This is a genomic window from Moorena sp. SIO2C4, assembly GCF_010672485.1.
Taxonomy (GTDB): Bacteria; Cyanobacteriota; Cyanobacteriia; order Cyanobacteriales; family Coleofasciculaceae; genus Moorena; species Moorena producens.
Genome location: NZ_JAAHGN010000004.1, coordinates 1 through 19333 on the forward strand (window position 1 = coordinate 1; position 19333 = coordinate 19333).

Below are 19333 nucleotides of genomic sequence, written 5' to 3' on the forward strand. Positions count from 1 at the left end.
TCAGCTATCAGCTATCAGCTATCAGCTATCAGCTATCAGCTATCAGCTATCAGCTATCAGCTATCAGCTATCAGCCATAGGCCAACGGCTGACGGCTGACGGCTGACGGCTGACGGCTGAATGCTTACAAAATGACTAGCTTTATAATTGGCAATTGTTTCCACCGGAAACAACCCCCTGAATTCAGGTATGGGATAATTTTGAATTTTTAATTGATAATTTTGAATTGGAGCGAAGCGATTGACTTCTTCTACTAGAGATTCTAGCATTATCAATCGGTTTGATGGGGCTTGGCATAGACTAAAACTTCTGGTCACCAGTGAGACCTTTCTGTACGTGGTAAAGCGACTGTTGCAAGGTCTTTTGACCTTGCTGTTGGCATCTGCTCTAAGTTTTGCCATTATTCAGTTTGCACCAGGAGATTTTCTGGATACCCTCAGGCAAAATCCCAAAATTTCCCCGGAACGAATCGAGGAACTCAAGGAGCAATTTGGTTTAGATCAGCCAGCAATTATTCAGTATTGGCGTTGGCTAGTACGAGTTGTAACCAAGTTTGACTTTGGTACCAGTTTCGCTTACTTCCGTCCGGTGTCGTCTTTGTTATTAGAACGGATACCAGCAACCTTACTCTTAGCCGTAGCCTCAATCTTTATTACTTGGACGATCGCAATTCCTCTCGGAATCCTAGCTGCTATCAATCAGAATCGCACCACTGACCGATTCCTACAAGTCATTAGCTACACAGGTCAGGGTTTCCCCAGCCTAATCACTGCTCTGTTGCTGCTCATACTCGCCCAGAATCTTTCCCCCTTAGTTCCTGTCGGTAGTATGACCAGTATCAATCATGATGATTTATCCCCCATTGGTAAGGTTTTGGATATTGGCTGGCATATGATTTTGCCAACAATAGCTCTATCCATTACTAGTTTTGCAGGTCTACAACGAATTACTAGGGGTGAATTGCTGGATGTGCTACGGCAAGACTATATTCAGACAGCTCGTGCTAAGGGACTGCCAGAAAATCGAGTTATCTATGTCCATGCCTTGCGCAATGCTATCAATCCTCTGATTACCATCCTTGGCTTTGAGTTTGCTTCTCTACTCAGTGGCTCATTTATTGCTGAAATTTTCTTCAACTGGCCAGGTTTAGGTCGTTTGATTTTACAGGCGGTAACTGCTCAAGACCTGTATCTGGTAATGGGAAGCTTGATGATGGGAGCTACAATGCTGATTTTAGGGAATTTGTTAGCAGACTTGCTGCTGAAAGTAGTTGATCCTCGAATTCGTCTAGAAGATTTGAAATAGAGAATGTAAGCAATCAGCAATCAGCCATCAGCCATCAGCAATCAGACATCAGCAATCAGACATCAGCAATCAGCAATCAGCAATCAGCAATCAGCCATCAGCCATCAGCCAAAAGCCTATGCTTCCCAGCGTCGAAGTCTGTGCCACGCTACTTGAGGTGCGACAGTTTTTGAATAAAATAACCTGACCGCTGACCGCTGACTGCTGAATACTTACTGTCCTAAATGTACTTTTGACGTCAATTTTTGTTAACAACCTAAATAGGCGTTGCACAATAACGGGATGATGTACCTATTTACTGAAGTTTGAACTGTAGACTATAAGCCACTTTCAGTTATGTGCAAAAAATGGTATCATCCCACAAATGTGCAACGCCCCTAAATAAAATAAAACCTTTTATTAAATCAGGAAAAAAACCTGAAACGATTGTCCATCCTGCCTTCAGCATAGCTGCCTTCAGCATAGCTGCCTTGCTGTAAAGACGCGCCTCAGGAATATTTTCAAGATGTTTACCCAAATTCATTATCTGATTCTTTCTAGAAGGAACGGTCGTTATCTGGTTGCCCAACCGAAAGCTGGTAGCCCAGAGGCTGGCGCTGGATATCTGTTGATGTTTCGCGAACACTTTGATGCCCTGAGTTATCTCAATACCCACGGTGCTGATTTAGCTGACCAATTTTCTGTAGAGTCGGTTTCTGGTAGTCAGTTGAAGAATTTGCTTGAACGGTGGGGGTTTGTTGGTGTGGGTGTTGTTCAAGATCCGTTGGTACCTCAAATTGAGTTTTTTTCTTACGGATAAGGGCTATTAGGTGACAGAACAAGACTATTCAACTAGTCCAAAAAATAGCGATCGCATTTTGTAAGCATTCAGCCGTCAGCCGTCAGCCGTCAGCTGACGTAACAGAGATTAAACCAATGCTTACTTGTTTTATTCAAAAGCTGATAGCTGATAGCTGATAGCTTACCGCATTTTCCCAAGCTCTCTGGCTTGACTGGGGATAATTGATACTCCTACTAACCGTCGTTCCCTGATTGATTTTTTTGAGCAGGCAATGATTGCGAGGACTGGTTATTCACGGAATTGATATTTCCTCTTGCTTGTCCATCACGACAACCATCACACCGCTGCTGGGCATATTGTTAATATGCATAGATTTTGTTTAAATTTTATTAAGGAGTAAATATAAGGAGTAACTATGAAAGACCTCACTGCTTATCGAAATATAGGTATCTTTGCTCATGTGGACGCAGGCAAGACAACTACAACAGAGAGGATACTAAAACTTACCGGGAAAATCCACAAAATTGGTGAGGTTCACGAAGGTGCAGCTACAACGGACTTTATGGAACAGGAACAAGAGCGCGGTATTACTATTCAGTCTGCCGCCACCAGTTGTTTCTGGAAAGACCACCAACTCAACATTATTGATACCCCAGGTCACGTAGACTTTACCATTGAGGTTTATCGTTCCCTCAAGGTTCTCGATGGTGGCGTTGGTGTTTTCTGTGGCTCAGGTGGTGTAGAACCCCAGTCAGAAACTAACTGGCGCTATGCCAATGACTCAAAAGTTGCTCGGATTATCTACGTAAACAAACTTGACCGTCTGGGGGCTGATTTCTACCGAGTTGTTAAGCAGGTAGAAGATGTACTTGGTGCTAAGCCTCTGGTAATGGTACTGCCGATCGGAACTGAGAACGATTTTGTGGGTGTAGTGGATTTGCTAACCCGTAAGGCATGGGTATGGGATGACTCTGGGGATCCGATGAACTATGAGATTCAAGACGTTCCCGCCAACATGGTTGATGATGTGGAAACCTACCGCGAGCAGTTAATTGAAATGGCTGTGGAGCAGGATGACGAGGTGATGGAACAGTATCTAGAAGGGGAAGAACCAGATCTCGAAAGCCTTAAGCGTTGCATTCGCAAGGGAACTCGTGAGCTGGCTTTCTTCCCTACCTACTGCGGTTCATCCTTCAAGAATAAGGGGGTGCAGTTGGTACTTGATGCTGTAGTTGACTACCTGCCGAATCCCACTGAAGTCAAACCCCAACCAGAAATCGATCTAGAAGGTAACGAAACCGGTACACTTGCCTATGTTGACCCAGAAAAACCTTTGCGTGCCTTGGCATTTAAGATCATGGATGACCGCTTTGGCGCTCTGACCTTTACCCGTATCTACTCAGGAACCTTATCTAAGGGTGACACAGTACTTAATACCTTCACAGGTAAAACTGAGCGTATTGGTCGTTTGGTAGAGATGCATGCCGATTCTAGGGAAGAAATTAACTCTGCCCAGGCCGGTGATATTGTGGCCATCGTTGGGATGAAAAATGTCCAGACTGGGCATACCCTCTGTGACCCGAAAAATCCTGCTACTCTGGAGCCGATGGTCTTCCCAGACCCGGTGATTTCCATTGCGATCGCACCTAAGAAAAAAGGTTCCTCTGAGAAAATGGGCATTGCCCTGAGCAAGATGATTCAGGAAGACCCATCTTTCCACGTTGAAACTGACCAGGAAAGTGGCGAAACTATCATTAAGGGCATGGGTGAGCTGCACCTAGACATTAAGGTTGATATCCTGAAACGGACTCATGGCGTTGAGGTGGATGTAGGTAAGCCCCAGGTTGCATATCGTGAGTCCATTACCAAGCGCATCGAAGACAGCTATACCCACAAGAAGCAGTCCGGTGGTTCTGGTCAATATGGTAAAATCGATTACGTTATCGAGCCTGGTGAACCCGGTACTGGCTTCCAGTTTGAGTCCAAGGTGACTGGTGGTAATGTCCCCAGGGAATTTTGGCCTGCTGTGCAAAAGGGCTTTGAGAATAGCATTCAAAAGGGTCTGTTGGCTGGATTCCCTTGTGTGGACTTCAAGGTTACCTTGACTGATGGTGCCTACCACCCCGTAGACTCATCGGCTATTGCCTTTGAAATTGCGGCCAAGTCGGCTTATCGGCAATCCTTTGGTAAGGCTTCACCTCAATTGTTAGAGCCAATTATGAAAGTGGATGTATTCACACCAGAAGATTACATGGGGGATGTAATTGGTGACCTCAATCGCCGCCGTGGGATGATTAAGTCTCAGGAGAAAACTCTTACTGGTGCTCGCATTAAGGCAGATGCACCGTTGAGCGAGATGTTTGGCTATATTGGTGACCTGCGTACTATGACATCTGGTCGTGGTCAGTTCTCGATGGAGTTCTCCCACTACGCCCCTTGCCCAAGTAATGTGGCAGAAGAGGTAATTAAGGAAGTGAAGGAACGTGAGGAAGCTGCTAAATAATCTTTTGATTTAAGTAGAGTTCCTGGCTGGTTTTAGACTGGCCAGGAACATCGTGTGATCAATGATTAAGTCTGTGCCATCACCATCCCCATCAAGGCAATTACCGAAGCATTGTAATCAATAGCATATTCATTAGTAGCCCAAGACCGCTCATCATCTACATAACTCAACATTCCCAAGCCTTTAGGCGCAATCCCATCCTGGGCATCAGTATTAGGACCCCCTACCATCAGACCAGGGATGACAATTCCTTTAGCTCGGGAAATCCGGTGATGAACATGACGCACCGAGTTGCTACCAACACGGGTAATAAAACAAAGATTAAAATGATTGCGCCCCAGTAAATAATCTAACTGCTCAACAGCTGCCTTGTAGTAGCCTCGATTGCCAGTGATGCGGTAGGCATAGAGTAGAGTAATTCCTTCCTCAGCTATCTTATGATTAGATGCCCAATGGAATTTATCAATAGTTAAACGGTAGCCACTACGGTTAATCTTTTCCATCAGAGTATCCGCCCTTCGCATCAGCCTAGCTGTTATTTCTAATTTCAGTTTGTCTGACCCTTTCCTTTGTTTCTGCACCAAATAGTTAACCATTGCTAGAGGAGACGGATCTTTCCAACCAAACTCACCATAGTCAAAGGCCGTGATAGTTTTAGCTAAGTATTTCTCGTAGCTAGTATCCCCTGTAGTAATAAACAGTTCTACGGCTGCCCAGAAGCGGTCATCTTGATCTGTTTTTAAGGATTCTTGCTGATCCCACTCTCCAAAAAGATACTTACCTGAACCGGTGTCATCTCCTTCTTGCCAATCCACCTTCATAGATCGCTGTTTTCGGAGAAACCCCCAGGCTTTCTGAGCTGCTTGTAAGTAGGTTTGAGCCTGTTGCTTGTCAAAGGGACTATAAACTCTAGCAGCCATTGCCATTACTGCTGCAAACTTGCCAGTCTCAGGTGTCGAGATTCCAAAAGTGTACCGTGGCTGAGTATCTTGATTGGGTAGAATTTCCCCTGGCCATTTTTTTCCTGACAGCTTGCGGTAGACAGCACCATCCTCTCGCTGCATCTTCAGCAGCCAATCTAATCCTACTTTGACCTCATCGAGTAGGTCAGGTCTACCATTGCCGCTTTCTGGTATAGTTAATTGGTTGTCCCTAAATAATTTAGGATATTGCTCGTACAAGCTTAACAAGCGTCCGATGGTGACTGTCATTGGCGCAACATATTTACCAAAATCCCCAGCATCATGCCAGCCACCTTGGGCAGATTTGAAGTCTCCAGCTTTATTAATCTCATCGTTGTGGGCAATAATCCCATCTTTGAGATGGCAGGGGGGATGTTTGACTCCAGATACTGAATCATTTACAGCAACACCGCACCGTTGCAAATAGTAGGACCGGAGTAGCTTTGTAAAGGTATCCTTATAAATTTCCTTACCAATGCCAAACGGATAAGACTGACTATAGCCGTATTTGAGGTAATAGCTACCTGATTTATCGTATTTAGTAAAATCAATAACCGTAATTTTATCATTACTGGCTTTATCCTTTACGGAGTTTCCCAGGTTGGTCACAAAAACCGTTTTGTGAGTGATTAAATCAACAAGTTCAACCTGCTTGTTTTCCGAATTGGGGGAATTGATTAAGAACGCCAACTTAGGCCCAGTTGGGTAATAACCTATTTGATTGATAACAATTTTTCCTCTAGCTGCTGGATTATAGGGTTGAGCATTAAGCTTGGAAAAAAATCCATAAGCGATCGCACTGATCCAGCCGATAAAAAATCTTCTATCTATTTTCATCGTCAAGCTTTTACTTCCATGATATCTTGATTATGGGTCTTTTGGAAATTTTCCAGAACGAACCTCTGTAGTAAACTCCTGCACGGCTTGGGTTATTACCTGGCGCAAATTCACATAAGACTTAGCAAAGGGTGGCTGGTGCTCGGAAAGCCCTAGTAAATCCGCTGTCACTAACACCTGGCCATCACAGTGTGGTCCGGCTCCAATGCCAATGGTGGGAATAGTTAATTTTTGTGTAATTGACATTGCCAAATCGCTTGGAATATGCTCTAAAACGATAGCAAAGGCACCAGCTTGCTCCAATGCGATCGCATCCTGCAAAATCCGCTCCCCAGTTTCCGGTGTTTTTCCTTGTTGCCGTAAACCCAGCCGATGAATAGACTGCGGTGTTAAACCTACATGACCCATCACCGGAATTCCCACAGCGCTAAGCCTCCCCACCGTTTCAGCCATGGCAGGATATCCTCCCTCCAACTTCACTGCCACTGCCCCAGTTTCCTTCAACACTCGACCGGCAGAGTGGATTGCCTGCTGAGGACTTTCCTGATAACTCAAAAACGGCAAATCACAAACCACTAATGCCCGTTTAACACCCCGACACACCGCTTTGGCATGGTGAATCATGTCCTCAAGGGTCACTGGCAGCGTTGTCGAGTAACCCAGCGTAACCATTGCTAGAGAATCCCCGACCATGATTATGTCTACTCCCGCTTCATCCAACAGCTGAGCGATCGCATAATCCGCAGCAGTCAGCACCACAATCTGGCGCTCCTGTTGTTTCCATTGATTCAACTGCTTGATAGTAACTGCCATAACCAATAATAGTTTCGGTCAATCCGATTAATAATTCTCAAAGATGCTTATAAAAAAAGTAAACCGAACTATGGAAATCTTTGTAAAGAAGCGTGAACTACTGACTTCAGTGTAATGTGATCGTTAGCTATCAGCTATCAGCTCTCAGCTATCAGCTCTCAGCTCTCAGCTCTCAGCTCTCACCCAAAGGCCTGTGGCCAAGCTACACCGAACAGTTTTTGAATAAAATAAGCTGACCACTGACGGCTGACCACTGACGGCTGACGGCTGACGGCTGACCACTGAATACTTACATCTCATCTGTGCAACTGATTTATGACCTATTAATACTATATGGGTTAATTACGGTAATCAAGAAGGTTGAAGAATACTGCTTGAGTAGGGAATACTAAAAATGAAGCTTCCTCGATCAGGTTCCCTATGTCAGAGCCTCTAATTTCTGCCATCATCTGCACCCACAATCGCGAACAATATTTGGGTGCCGCCATTGATAGCGTGCTACAGCAGGATTTTGCCGATTATGAAGTAATTGTGGTCGATAATGCGTCAAGCGATCGCACCCGTAACATTGTTGACCAACGCTTGGACAACTCTCGACTAAACTATGTTTATGAACCCGTACTTGGTTTATCGGTGGCTCGTAACACTGGGGCTGCCAGTGCCTGTGCTGGTATTTTAGCTTATCTGGATGATGATGCCGTTGCCAGTCCCCGTTGGCTTAAGACAATTTACGAAGCTTATCAAAGTAACGAAAAACTGGCAATTGCTGGTGGTAAAGTTACCCTATTGTGGCCAGATGGCATTACCTCTCCCTCCTGGTTGTCACCAGACCTAGCAGGAAATTTGGGAGCTTATGACCTAGGGGAAACCCTAATTCAGATCCAAAATCCTGGTTTGACTCCCAGAGGTTTAAATTACTCGATCAGGCGGACTTTCCTGGAGAAAATCGGTGGTTTTGATGTCAATTTAGGTCGTGTGGGGAAAAATTTATTATCTAATGAAGAGTTACATATGACAGAATTAGCTCTCCAGGATGGTTGGCAAGTTGCTTATCTACCTGATGCTCTAGTGGCTCACAATGTTGCCCCAGAACGAATCAATAAACGTTGGTTTTTGAATCGTGGTTGGTGGCAAGGTATTAGCGAGTGTTACCGTGAACAATTGGTTGGTCGTGCTGGTACTGCCCAATTGTTACGGGGAGGTGAACGAATGATGCGAGGAATCTACAAATCCTTCAAGCACTTCCGCAATCCAGCTCTTCGCTTTGATAATTTCGTTTATGCCTATGGTCAAATCGGTTATCTGAGTGCAGTAATTAAAGGAATGCTACCAAAACATCCGGGAACGTGAGATCCCCTCTCTTTTAAGGAGGAGATGAAACGGACGCGACGGGTTTTAACCCGCCGTGTCCCTCTGCTTAGGTTCATAAAATTTGGATATTAGACTTCTGACCAACTCAGATGGAGTCATCCCACGCCGTTCTGCTTCTTGCTTTAATTGCATTTTTTTTAATTTATTAATTCGGATCATCAATCGTTCGTCTTTCATTTTTGGAATACTATTTGCGCGCACGAATGTTACGATTCTAGTAGGAGGCAATCAAATGTACAAGACGATTCCAGTAAAAGCAAACTTGACAGAGGAAGAGCAAGCTTTTTGGGTATTTCAATGCCAACAAGCGAATAGTCTGGTAAATTGTGCTATCTATTACTCCAAACAAAAACATTACACCTGGTTAGAACAGCAAGAAGAAGCTTTTACGACTTACTGGCGAGAGGATGATCTTAGATATGGGTGGAAAACCTATAAATGCAGTGTCAAATATGCCGAACTCTGCAAGAATCTAAAAGAGAATCCTCACTATAAGGCGATGGCAGCTCAGTCGGCACAACAAACTCTCAAGACTGTAGCCGAATCAATCAATAGCTACAATCAGTTAGTCGGCCATTATTACAAGGGAAAAGTCGATAGACCAAAACTGCCAAGATACAGAAAGAAAGGCGGATTGGCAGCTGTAACTTTCCCTAGACAAGCTCTTGGTTATAAGTCAGGGTTGTTCTACCCTTCGATCAGCAAAGAAACAAAACCTGAGTTGATCACCGAGATTACCCTGGAGCCGCCGGACTTTATAGATCCGGACTGGGTAAAACAGATAACTGTTCGTCCGTACCTTGGGCAACTTTGGATCGACTGGGTAATTGATGACGAGAAGCAACCAATCTCTGATAACCCCAACCTCGACTATTCCCAAGCGTGGAGTTTTGATCACGGCGGGACGAACTGGCTGACTGGGCTTTCAACCCTTGGCAAGAGCCTGATAATTGACGGTCGAAAACTCAAGTCAATGAATCAGGGCTACTGCCGGTTAGTCGCCAAGTACAAACAGGGGAAACCAGAGTTTTACTGGGATTCCAAGCTAGATCGAGTGCAGCGGAAACGAAACAACCAGATACGGGATGCGATTCGGCGAAGCCGACGCTACGCGAACAACAAAGCTGCTAGATTCATTATCAATCGGTGCTTAAATGATCGCATTGGAAACCTAATTATCGGCTGGAACGAAGAACAGAAAAGCCGTTCTAATATGGGCAAACGTGGCAATCAGAATTTCGTAGTCATCCCGACCAAGAGACTAATCGAACGGCTGAAACAACTTTGCCCTGAGTACGGCATTAAACTAACAATTACCGAGGAATCGTACACCAGCAAAGCGTCTTTCCTTGACGACGATCCATTACCAAAATATGGTGAAAAACCCAACGGGTGGAAACCGTCAGGATGTCGGGTAAGGCGTGGTTTGTATAAAACTTCTGAGGGATACCTGGTAAATGCCGACTGCAATGGTGCGGCCAACATTGCCAGGAAAGTAGCCACACAGCTAAATATAGACCTAGCTAAGGTGGGTAGAGGGAGCTTGACACTCCCACACCGGTATGAAATTTTCAAGTCACTGAATAGATCGTACCGCACAAGAAGTGAACAGGCGCGGTTTTAATCCGCCTCGTAACAACCTTGTAGAATCCTCCGTGCTTCAGCCGGGGGAGATGTCAAAAAGGAGCAACTCCTCTCTATCCCACAATCAGTCCAGTCATTAATGAGACTGGATAATAGGTTCCCTTTGCTATAGCACAGATAATTTTGGTTGATTGTTGACTGTTAACTGTTGACTGATAAGCCTTAATTTTAGTTAAGGCTTGCTGTTAGTTATTCTAGGCCAATAAACTTTTCATAAAACGTCCACAATTGCAGGTGTTTAATTATGAAATCCCCTAACACTAAACTTCCGGTATCAGTTCTAATTCCAGCCAAAAATGAAGAGGCTAATTTACCAGCTTGTCTTGAGAGTGTTAATAGAGCAGATGAAGTGTTTGTTGTCGATTCCCAAAGCAGCGATCGCTCCCTTGAAATTGTGGAAGAATATGGTGCAAACCTAGTTCAATTCTATTTTGATGGGTTTTGGCCCAAAAAGAAAAACTGGAGCTTAGACAATCTTGAATTCCGCAATCAATGGGTATTAATTGTTGATTGTGACGAACGCATTACTCCAGAACTTTGGGATGAAATTGCTGTGGCAATCGACAATGCTGATTATAACGGCTACTATATCAATCGTAGAGTATTCTTCCTAGGGAAATGGATTCGCTTTGGTGGCAAATATCCAGACTGGAATTTACGGTTATTTAAACACGAAAAAGGTCGCTACGAAAACTTAAAAACGGAAGGAATTCCCAATACTGGAGACAACGAAGTTCATGAACACGTTGTCCTACAAGGCAAAGCTGGCTATCTTCAAAATGATATGCTGCACATTGACTTTAAGGACATTTACCATTGGCTAGAACGGCACAATCGCTACTCCAATTGGGAAGCTCGTGTCTATCTAAATCTACTAACAGGTAAAGATGACTCTGGCACCATCGGGGGAAATCTGTTTGGAAGCGCCGTGCAGCGTAAGCGGTTTCTGAAAAAAATCTGGGTTAGACTACCGTTTAAACCAATACTGCGGTTTATTTTGTTTTACTTTATCCAGCTGGGCTTTTTAGATGGAAAAGCTGGGTACATTTATGGACGCCTGTTGAGTCAGTATGAGTATCAAATTGGTGTCAAACTCTATGAGTTACAAAAGTTTAGCGGTAAGCTGAATGTAGAAAAAACTGAACCAGCACAGACACCAGTAACGCCAAAGCCATCAGTTGTCTCTCCAAATCCCTGAGACTCGATTAAGAATTAAGAATGTAGAATTAAGAATTAAGAATGTAGAATTAAGAATTAAGAATGTAGAATTAAGAATTAAGAATTATCCATTCCGCATTCTCCATTCTACATTCTGCATTCTCCATTCTACATTCTACATTCTAGATTATGACTAATGACTTAAGTAAACTACCAGCGTTAGATTTACCACCCTTAGTGGATTTACGCCAGTACGACCAATCTTGGTTTGACCGAGGACGTCCGGGCTGGTTAATCTTACTCTGGTGGTTGGTGCAAGCGATCGCATTTCCCTTAAGTCCTCATAACTTCAATGGCTTCCGCCGATGGCTGCTACAACTATTTGGAGCCAAGATTGGTACTAATGTCATCATTCGACCCACTGCTCGTTTTACTTACCCGTGGAAAGTAGAAGTTGGTGACTACAGTTGGATTGGAGATGATGTGGTTTTCTACAGCTTGGATCGGATTCGGATTGGTAGTCATTGCGTTATTTCTCAAAAATGTTACCTCTGTACTGGTAGCCACGATATGAAAGACCCAGCCTTTGGTTTAATCACATCTGAGATTAGTGTTGGTAATGGAGCCTGGATTGCCGCCGATTGCTTTGTTGCCCCCGGTGTCCAAATTGGAGCCAATGCGGTTATTGGTGCTCGCAGCACTGTGTTTAGTAATATCCCAGAGCAGCAAGTATGCTGGGGGATACCAGCACGTCCTCGCTATCGACGGGAAATCGAGGAGAGAGGGAGTAGGGAGTAGGGAATTAAGAATTTAGAATTTAGAATTTAGAATTTAGAATTTAGAATTTAGAATTTAGAATTTAGAATTGGGAGTCAGGAGTCGGGTGTCGGGTGTCGGGTGGAAAGTGTAGCTATTCAACCGGAGAAGATCATATAGCAGTCGCCAGGGCAGTTAGGACATGACAAAAGTCTCACACCCTTTGTAAGCGATGCAGAGGTGCGACCCGTGGCGAATTTAATTCGCCAACGGAAAAAGCACCTAAGCGGTCTTGGGGGTTTCCCCCACTCGCTATTGCATCAAGAAGCGCAAGAGTTTGACTTCTGACTTCTGACTTCTGACTTCTGCTATACAAGGGGAAGTTAACCAGATCCGGAAAAATTGTTGATAAGTTTCCGGATTTTCATTTTGCCAAAAGAAAAAGATAGTGGACCACTTTAAGTCAGGATTCCATAGTCATGGTTCACAAATTCATTTTCCAAGGTTCAGCTTACCTGTTGTCAGCGTCCGTGATGTGGCAAGTGCTTCCCGCAACAGCCGGAATAGTACCTGGGAAGCATGACAATAGCAATGTTCGCACCTTCAAGATTGCTGGATTATTCGATGAGCTCCGCCAAATCCGTCGAGATGTCCAAGAAGTAACCAATACCATTCGTGAAGGCAGGCGTATAATCCAAGGCACACGCGGAGTGGTTGATGAGTTTGATCAACTTGGGGACGACCTCAACTCTGGACGAGTGGTACAGTCTTCTAACAATAATCCCTGTCGCAAAAATCGGTCTCGGAAATCGGTTGCTATCAATGAGCAGGTGATTTGCACCAAAGACGGAGCCTATGAGTTAAGTCAGGAATTGCGTAAGGTACTGATGATGACACAAACTCGAAACCTCTATATTGATGAGTTTTACGGCAAGTTTTTGGACAAAGTCTTTAATCGTCCTGTTGAGTTTATGTTCGAGAATAAGGAGGAGATGACCTTAGATAATCTTACGAAAGTGCTTGCTCTCTATGATCAAAAACGGTGGGATTATAGCAAAATCACACAGATTCTTTTCTCTCCCTCGACTAGTAAGGCTACCTTGATGTTTGGAAAACGCACCGAACCGGAAATTGTATCTGTCCCTGATTCTATTGGTGAGTTTTCAGATTCCGTATTTAAAATCAAATCTAAGTCTCCATTTTTGAATCAAGAATAAGTTAACACGTAAGCTATCAGCGGTCAGCGGTCAGTGGTCAGTGGTCAGTGGTCAGCCGTCAGCCGTCAGCCGTCAGCGGTCAGCCGTCAGCCGTCAGCCGTCAGCCGTCAGCCGTCAGCTTATTTTATTCAAAAGGTGTTCAGTGTAGCTTGGCCACAGACCTTTGGCTGATAACTGATAGCTGATAGCTGATAGCTGATGGCTGATAGCTGATAGCCAATAGCTGATAGCTGATGGCTGATAGCTGATAACTGATAGCTGATAACTGATCGCTAATAGCTGATAGCTGATAGCTTATGGCTGATAGCTTATGGCTGATAGCCTTAATCACTAAAACTAATTTGTGGTCCTTTTGGAACAATACCAGAGGGATTAATAAAGGGATGACTCCTATAATAATGCTGCTTAATGTGGTCAATATTACAGGTTTCCTTTACCCCTGGCTGATGATAAAGGTCTTTGAGATAATTCCACAAATTGGGATAATCCAGAATTCGTTGCCAATTACATTTGAAATGGAAATAGTAAACTGAATCAAAGCGTAGCAGAGTGGTAAACATACACCAATCGGCTTCAGTAATGCGATCGCCACAGAGATAACGGTGTTTACCTAACACCCCTTCCCAATAGTCAAGGGCATCAAAGAGGTCAGTTACTCCTTCTTCATAAGCTTGCTGACTAGTAGCGAATCCGGCTCGATACACACCATTATTAATAGGTTGGTAAATGGCATCAATCGTTTTATCAATCTCTTCCCGTAAATTCTCCGGATAAAAGCTGATATCCGACTTAGCAATCCCGTCGAACTCTAGGTCAAACATCCGAATAATCTCACGGGATTCATTGTTAACAATTGTGCCAGTTTCCTTATCCCAAAGTATTGGAACTGTCACCCGTCCGGTACAGTTAGGGTCAGCTTTGATATAAACTTCCCGCAAATAGCGAGCACCATTGACTGTATCAGGGATACAACCAGGCCCATCGGAAAATTCCCATCCATCTTTATCCATCAATGGGTCAACAATGGACAGGGTAATCGCTTCCTCCAATCCCTTTAAGGCTCGCATAATCAGAGTGCGATGCGCCCAGGGACAAGCATAGGAAATGTAGAGATGGTAGCGTCCAGAGGCTGGTTTATAGTCTGTGGAGCCATCAGCACGAATCCAATTACGGAACTTGGTGGGATTACGCATGAATCGCCCTTGGGGGTCTTGCTGATAGACTTCGTTAGTCCATTTTCCGTTAACGAGCATCCCTGTTGCCATAGTTTTCCTCTGTTCGTTTAGCGTGGCCAACGGCCATGGTATTTTTTTTATACTATCTATTGCTAAGGGAGTCGGGAGTCGGGAGTCGGGAGTCGGGAGTCGGGAGTAGGGACTGCATCCCTTAAAACCCTCTTTGCTTTTGGTTTTTAGCTTTCTCGGCATTGCTGAATCTTTGGATAAAACTGAATGGCTAGCTATGAACAGGCGCAGTTATCGTTATGGTAGGGAGCAGTGGAATGGGTGGTGAGGGGCGGTATTGGTTTTTAGCCAGCACCTGTGGTGATAACCCGTAATAATTCTTTACAAAACTCTGCGTCACGTTTCGCTTCCTGTGGTCTCTTATTTATAGAAACCAAGCTTTCCAAGAGCAAGCGCTTTTGAAAAGTAGATCAAGGAACGCCTATTAGATACCTGGAAGTTTGTCACTATGTTTAGTCAATGTGAAATTTTAGAAGATTCCAAAGAACAACTCAAAACAATAGTGCGAGAAGTCTGTGAGCCAGATAATCTTCCGGAACAGCCAGAGCTTTTTGAGTTGGTTCAAGAGTATTACCAGCTCGCGACTCAAAAAGAGCTTGCCCAAGAAGATGGTAAGAGAATGGCACAAATGTTTGAGCTGGCAGTATTAGATCTGCAGTTTGACCAGTGCATTGACAAGGTAGATCAGCTGATCAGCCAGTCCTTGCAGTCTTCTCCCTCTTCAGGTTGCTCTGGTCTCCTTTCCCTAGAAGAGTTTATCTATCAGGTAAATGCCATAGCGCCCCAAGAAATGAGTATGGAGAGGTTCAAAGACCTTGCGGTGAAGCTTAATTTGAGTAAAAAGCTAATCGAGCAATCTATTAGTTTTAAAAAGAGTGACTACCATACCCACTTAGTTTGTACGACCCCTTTTGGTAATATTTCTGTTATTTCTTGGGAGCCGGGTCAGTTTTCACAAATACATGTCCACGAAGATAAAATTACCATAATCCGTGTCTACAAAGGAACCCTTACCCACCGCTTTTATGATCCAGTGGAGCACTTGCACGGAAAACAGGGCTACCGAACAAAGGACGAGAAAAAGTTCATAGAAGGTCAGTTAGTCTGCGTTGGATTTCATCAGACTCACCAGCTTGCTAACGAGTCTCAAGAGAGACTCGTTACTGTGCATGTTCGGTTCTTCAAACAAAGACTTATATCCTGTGAACCCTTAGAAAATTGTGAACCGGATAAGTCTCGTCCTGATTTAGTTGATAGGCGAAAATGATCGGCTTGGCGCTTGCTGATCACAATTTAGTCTAGCTTTTTGTTATTGGGCAGAGCAGAAAATATTTTTCTAGCCTGCCCTATCGACGACGATATAAGTGATTTCATTTACACCAGTGTGCATTATCAGGAAAACAATTCAAATGCTAAAACCCCAAACAGATCAAAATTGCTCCGATCAGGGTGAAATGATGGAACAGGAAGAACTTGCCAACCTTTTAGATTCACTATCGATTAAAATAAAAGTTTGGCTGTGCCAATTTAATCTTAATAGCAAGTATACCCATAAAGACATTATAAACGATGTCTTTTTACTTGTCCAAAAACTAATCGAATCCGGGAAACTAGAGTCCTATTTAGACGTTGATGAGGGACTTTACCTGGTTATAATTAAGGGTGAATTAAGAGAGCCAATTATTAATCCAAAAGCTTGGGTCCGAAAAGTTATCTTGAATTACATAAGGGGACTCCACCGTGATCATAAGAGGTTTTTAGATATTAGTTCCCAACAGTGGGAAAGTTCACTCTCGATTGGTCAGAGTAATGTGCTTCCATTTGCCCGTCACACTCACCCTATGCAGTATATAGAGAACGTGGAAGTATGGGAGAAGATAACACAACTTCCTGATCAAGACTCAGAAATTTTGGAGTTGTTCTATTTTAAAAAGCTTTCCTGTGCTGAAATTGCCAGTCATTTAGAACATAAGGGCTATCCCCGGTATACGGCAGAAAATATTCGGCAAAAAAAGTTTCGAGCACTCAATAAGCTTCGCAAACTTTATTTATAAACGGGATTGGTGAGCAAAATAAAATTCTAGATAGGGAGCATCTCATCGGGTGCATCTCATTTTTGCTGTTTGACACGGTGGTGCGTTACGGGGCGGGCTATCCAAAGCCTGGCTACGAAGCGGAAAATGAGCCCCCCCTAACGCACCCTACACAACTTTTTTACAAATATGAGATGCACCCCATCTCATCTTTCTAAACAATAAAGTAAGTGTGGTTGTGAGGAGTGTGGTTGTGAGGAGTGTGGTTGTGAGGAGTGTGGTTGTGAGGAGTGTGATTATTGTAGGAATTTTATTATGATTTTTGCCTAATTTCAGGTATTGATATGCACCCTATAAATAACTAGTAATTGTAGTTAAATTACAAAGATGACTGTGAAACTGTTAGTACACAGGCACTTTTGTGCGTTTATTAGCTATGAAAAAAAAATGTTTGAGTTTGTCACGTTGGGCAATATTTTTACTCTCTTTAATAGAAACCTTTAACTAAAGTAAAATCGGGGTAAGGCGACATGAATAGCAAAGAACTCCAAGAAAGGTATGCAGCAGGGGAACGAGATTTTTGTGCTATCAACCTAGTTCAAGCTAATCTGAGTGGTATCAACCTTAGTGGTGTGAATCTGAGTCGAGCAGATTTAAGCGGGGCTAACCTGAGCCGAGCTGATTTGAGTGGGGCTAAGTTGCGTTGTGCGGGATTGGAAAAAGCTAATTTGACTGATGCCAAGCTTCACAGGGCAAATCTAGGTCGAGCGAAACTTGCTGGAGCAAACCTAAGTGGAGCAGATTTGAGAGCTGCCAATTTCAAGGGTGGGGATCTCGCTGAAGTAGACTGGAAGGATGCAGAAGTATGGGGTACGGTTATGCCTGATGGTAGGGTTGTTTCCTGATTTACTCAAGATTTAGCTTCCTAGATGCCTACTGGCAATCATCTCCAGATAAAACGCCGTTGCTTAATCATGGAATGATTAAGCAACGCTCCTTTTTCCCTAAGAAAGCTTAGTCAGGAATTCTAAAAATGTTTTAGTTCTTGGTGTTAAGAGGGTACAACAAACAACGCACATGCTCAGTCAGAAAACAAAAACTACAGATATAGGATTCACTCACGAAGATTTTGCTGCCCTTCTGGATAAGTATGATTATCATTTTAGCCCAGGGGATATAGTTCCGGGTACGGTATTCAGTCTAGAGCCGAGGGGCGCTCTGATTGACATTGGTGCGAAAACCGCCGCCTATATTCCGATTCAGGAAATGTCAATAAATCGAGTTGATAATCCTGATGAGGTTTTACAATCCAACGAAACACGGGAATTTTTCATCCTGACCGATGAAAATGAAGATGGACAGTTGACTCTCTCTATCCGTCGCATTGAGTATATGCGAGCCTGGGAGCGAGTGCGCCAACTACAAGCAGAGGATGCTACGGTGCGTTCTCTGGTATTCGCCACTAACCGTGGTGGAGCGTTGGTACGTATTGAAGGGTTGCGCGGTTTTATTCCTGGTTCTCATATTAGCACTCGGGCAGCCAAGGAAGATTTGGTGGCCCAAGAACTGCCCCTAAAATTTCTGGAGGTAGATGAAGACCGTAATCGTCTGGTACTATCCCACCGTCGTGCGCTAGTTGAGCGCAAGATGAACCGCCTAGAAGTCGGAGAGGTGGTGATTGGCTCAGTACGAGGAATCAAACCTTACGGTGCATTCATTGATATTGGCGGGGTCAGCGGATTGCTGCACATTTCCGAAATTTCCCATGATCATATCGATACGCCTCATAGTGTGTTTAATGTCAATGATGAACTGAAAGTGATGATCATTGACTTGGATGCTGACCGAGGTCGGATTTCTCTGTCAACAAAGCAGTTAGAGCCAGAACCGGGAGATATGATTAACAACCGGGAAGTGGTATTCGAGAAGGCAGAAGAAATGGCTCAGAAGTACCGGGAGAAGATGCTAGCACAAAAGCAAGGTATAACTCCAGAAAGTATGACTCCAGAAGCGGTTGAAACCCAAGAGCCCCAAGAGTCCCAAGAGCCCCAAGAGCCTCAACAAGTCCAAGAGCCCCAAGAGCCTCAAGAGCCTCAACAGGTTCAAGAGCCCCAAGAGCCTCAAGAGCCTCAACAGGTTCAAGAGCCTCAAGAGCCTCAAGAGCCTCAACAGATCCAAGAGCCCCAAGAGTCCCAAGAGCCTCAAGAAGACCCAGTGCCAGAGGGAGAGTTTGTAGCAGCTGCCATCGACGAGTAACAACCAGGTGCGGTAACAAGAATTAGCCGTTAGCTGAGGCTAATGGCTAATTTGTGTTTATGGCTGTGTTCCGGAACAAGAGCAAAGAACTTGGCAGGTGCGAATCTTGATCAACTAGCTAGTAGAATGAAGTTGATTACAATAAACAGCGGCATAAACCCTTGGTAACCATTCGTTGTGGGAAGGTGACTTTCCCCAATATTGAAGCAGTCATATTTGATAAAGACGGTACCTTAGAGGATTCACAAGTTTATTTAAGAGAACTAGCCTATAAGCGATCGCGTTTAATCGATGCCCAAATTCCTGGTATTGGAGAACCCCTCCTGATGGCCTTTGGTGTCCAAGATGACACCCTTGACCCTACCGGGTTAATGGCAGTGGGTAGTCGTCGGGAAAATGAAATTGCTGCTGCGGCTTATATTGCTGAGACTGGTCGGGGTTGGCTAGAGTCAA

General features: G+C 44.1%; 20 protein-coding genes and 1 pseudogene. 14 read left to right on the plus strand and 7 right to left on the minus strand.

Annotated features, from left to right (window positions below; translation table 11 throughout):
- The first annotated feature begins 240 nt into the window (after positions 1–240).
- On the plus strand, positions 241–1305 hold the full coding sequence (locus F6K20_RS00760; protein ID WP_044493959.1) for an ABC transporter permease: 1065 nt from the start codon (positions 241–243) through the stop codon (positions 1303–1305).
- A gap of 334 nt (positions 1306–1639) precedes the next feature.
- Here F6K20_RS00760 and F6K20_RS00765 read toward each other — a convergent pair whose 3' ends face one another.
- Positions 1640–1822 carry a hypothetical protein gene (locus F6K20_RS00765; protein ID WP_075873658.1) on the minus strand — a complete coding sequence of 61 codons (183 nt, stop codon included), beginning with the start codon at positions 1820–1822 and terminating at the stop codon, positions 1640–1642.
- Here F6K20_RS00765 and F6K20_RS00770 point away from each other — a divergent pair.
- Together F6K20_RS00770 and fusA are read left to right on the plus strand one after the other, a co-directional pair.
- The gene (locus F6K20_RS00770) at positions 1811–2104 is read left to right on the plus strand and encodes a hypothetical protein (RefSeq protein WP_071107209.1); all 294 of its coding nucleotides are present in this window, start codon (positions 1811–1813) and stop codon (positions 2102–2104) included. The two genes, F6K20_RS00765 and F6K20_RS00770, sit on opposite strands and share 12 nt — an antisense overlap.
- A 397-nt stretch (positions 2105–2501) precedes the next feature.
- Complete coding sequence (gene fusA / locus F6K20_RS00775; protein ID WP_008186928.1) at positions 2502–4589, plus strand: elongation factor G; 2088 nt, start codon at positions 2502–2504, stop codon at positions 4587–4589.
- Between the two features lie 65 nt (positions 4590–4654).
- On the opposite strand, the gene F6K20_RS00780 is transcribed toward fusA, so the two are convergent.
- The 3 genes from F6K20_RS00780 to F6K20_RS00790 form a co-directional block, all read right to left on the minus strand.
- Complete coding sequence (locus F6K20_RS00780; RefSeq protein WP_287265870.1) at positions 4655–6388, minus strand: glycoside hydrolase family 9 protein; 1734 nt, start codon at positions 6386–6388, stop codon at positions 4655–4657.
- Positions 6389–6418: 30 nt separating this feature from the next.
- The gene (gene panB / locus F6K20_RS00785; protein WP_287293377.1) at positions 6419–7201 is read right to left on the minus strand and encodes a 3-methyl-2-oxobutanoate hydroxymethyltransferase; all 783 of its coding nucleotides are present in this window, start codon (positions 7199–7201) and stop codon (positions 6419–6421) included.
- Positions 7202–7366: 165 nt separating this feature from the next.
- Positions 7367–7501 carry a hypothetical protein gene (locus F6K20_RS00790; protein ID WP_267872064.1) on the minus strand — a complete coding sequence of 45 codons (135 nt, stop codon included), beginning with the start codon at positions 7499–7501 and terminating at the stop codon, positions 7367–7369.
- Positions 7502–7621: 120 nt separating this feature from the next.
- On the opposite strand from F6K20_RS00790, the gene F6K20_RS00795 reads away from it, so the two are divergent.
- Complete coding sequence (locus F6K20_RS00795) at positions 7622–8551, plus strand: glycosyltransferase family 2 protein (protein WP_008186925.1); 930 nt, start codon at positions 7622–7624, stop codon at positions 8549–8551.
- A gap of 45 nt (positions 8552–8596) precedes the next feature.
- On the opposite strand, the gene F6K20_RS00800 is transcribed toward F6K20_RS00795, so the two are convergent.
- Positions 8597–8749, minus strand: coding sequence for a hypothetical protein (locus tag F6K20_RS00800; RefSeq protein ID WP_008186924.1), 153 nt, complete (start codon positions 8747–8749; stop codon positions 8597–8599).
- A 55-nt stretch (positions 8750–8804) separates the two neighbouring features.
- On the opposite strand from F6K20_RS00800, the gene F6K20_RS00805 reads away from it, so the two are divergent.
- From F6K20_RS00805 to F6K20_RS00825, 5 genes are all read left to right on the plus strand, one after another.
- The gene (locus tag F6K20_RS00805) at positions 8805–10196 is read left to right on the plus strand and encodes an RNA-guided endonuclease InsQ/TnpB family protein (RefSeq protein WP_287293379.1); all 1392 of its coding nucleotides are present in this window, start codon (positions 8805–8807) and stop codon (positions 10194–10196) included.
- Positions 10197–10460: 264 nt separating this feature from the next.
- On the plus strand, positions 10461–11414 hold the full coding sequence (locus tag F6K20_RS00810) for a glycosyltransferase family 2 protein (protein WP_287265869.1): 954 nt from the start codon (positions 10461–10463) through the stop codon (positions 11412–11414).
- A gap of 149 nt (positions 11415–11563) precedes the next feature.
- Complete coding sequence (gene hpsU / locus F6K20_RS00815; RefSeq protein ID WP_287247743.1) at positions 11564–12172, plus strand: hormogonium polysaccharide biosynthesis acetyltransferase HpsU; 609 nt, start codon at positions 11564–11566, stop codon at positions 12170–12172.
- A gap of 437 nt (positions 12173–12609) precedes the next feature.
- The gene (locus tag F6K20_RS00820; RefSeq protein WP_287247744.1) at positions 12610–13347 is read left to right on the plus strand and encodes a hypothetical protein; all 738 of its coding nucleotides are present in this window, start codon (positions 12610–12612) and stop codon (positions 13345–13347) included.
- Positions 13348–13380: 33 nt separating this feature from the next.
- Positions 13381–13518 (plus strand): hypothetical protein, encoded by a 138-nt coding sequence (locus F6K20_RS00825; protein ID WP_165691867.1) that lies wholly within the window; start codon positions 13381–13383, stop codon positions 13516–13518.
- Here F6K20_RS00825 and F6K20_RS00830 read toward each other — a convergent pair.
- Both F6K20_RS00830 and F6K20_RS00835 read right to left on the minus strand, forming a co-directional pair.
- Complete coding sequence (locus F6K20_RS00830) at positions 13487–13678, minus strand: hypothetical protein (RefSeq protein WP_008186919.1); 192 nt, start codon at positions 13676–13678, stop codon at positions 13487–13489. The genes F6K20_RS00825 and F6K20_RS00830 overlap by 32 nt on opposite strands.
- Positions 13671–14612: a glutathione S-transferase family protein gene (locus F6K20_RS00835; RefSeq protein WP_287265879.1), complete on the minus strand. Its 942-nt coding sequence runs from the start codon at positions 14610–14612 to the stop codon at positions 13671–13673. The genes F6K20_RS00830 and F6K20_RS00835 overlap by 8 nt, the downstream gene beginning before the upstream one ends.
- A 427-nt stretch (positions 14613–15039) precedes the next feature.
- On the opposite strand from F6K20_RS00835, the gene F6K20_RS00840 reads away from it, so the two are divergent.
- The 5 genes and pseudogenes from F6K20_RS00840 to F6K20_RS00860 form a co-directional block, all read left to right on the plus strand.
- Positions 15040–15858: a cysteine dioxygenase gene (locus F6K20_RS00840; protein WP_008186916.1), complete on the plus strand. Its 819-nt coding sequence runs from the start codon at positions 15040–15042 to the stop codon at positions 15856–15858.
- A gap of 142 nt (positions 15859–16000) precedes the next feature.
- Positions 16001–16645, plus strand: a complete 645-nt coding sequence (locus F6K20_RS00845; protein ID WP_008186914.1) for a sigma-70 family RNA polymerase sigma factor — start codon at positions 16001–16003, stop codon at positions 16643–16645.
- 509 nt (positions 16646–17154) lie between these two features.
- The gene (locus tag F6K20_RS00850; RefSeq protein WP_008186913.1) at positions 17155–17529 is read left to right on the plus strand and encodes a pentapeptide repeat-containing protein; all 375 of its coding nucleotides are present in this window, start codon (positions 17155–17157) and stop codon (positions 17527–17529) included.
- 172 nt (positions 17530–17701) lie between these two features.
- The gene (locus tag F6K20_RS00855; RefSeq protein ID WP_008180027.1) at positions 17702–18880 is read left to right on the plus strand and encodes a 30S ribosomal protein S1; all 1179 of its coding nucleotides are present in this window, start codon (positions 17702–17704) and stop codon (positions 18878–18880) included.
- Between the two features lie 161 nt (positions 18881–19041).
- Positions 19042–19333, plus strand: a pseudogene (locus F6K20_RS00860) (HAD family hydrolase); the annotation flags it as partial.